Source organism: Romboutsia sp. 13368, from assembly GCF_018336475.1.
Taxonomy (GTDB): Bacteria; Bacillota; Clostridia; order Peptostreptococcales; family Peptostreptococcaceae; genus Romboutsia.
Window position 1 is genome coordinate 1,280,057 of sequence record NZ_CP048741.1, and the last position, 326, is coordinate 1,280,382.

At 28.6% G+C, this 326-nt stretch carries 1 pseudogene; it reads right to left on the reverse strand.

What is annotated here, in order from left to right:
* Nucleotides 1-326: pseudogene (locus G3997_RS05145) on the reverse strand (hypothetical protein); the annotation flags it as partial.

The following is a 326-nucleotide window of genomic DNA, read 5'->3' on the forward strand; positions in this document are numbered from 1 at the left end:
CTTTACTTTGCTTGAATAATACCATAAGTGCTCATCTTTATAATTACTATAAGTATTTAATATATCTTTAGGGTCTAACCACTCTTTATCTATTAACTTAAAAACATACTCTCCATCTTTAGAAGTAGATGGAAAGTACATAAGCCTTGAAGGTGAATAGGTAGTATCATCAAAGTACTCTATACCTATATCAAAAGCAATCTTTCTTGCTATTGCCTCATATTGTATAGAATCTACTTCATTCTTTAAAGGAATTATTATTCTAAACCTWGGACTTTTTTGTGTATGCTTATGTGTTGTGTATATACACATAGCAAAATCAATAT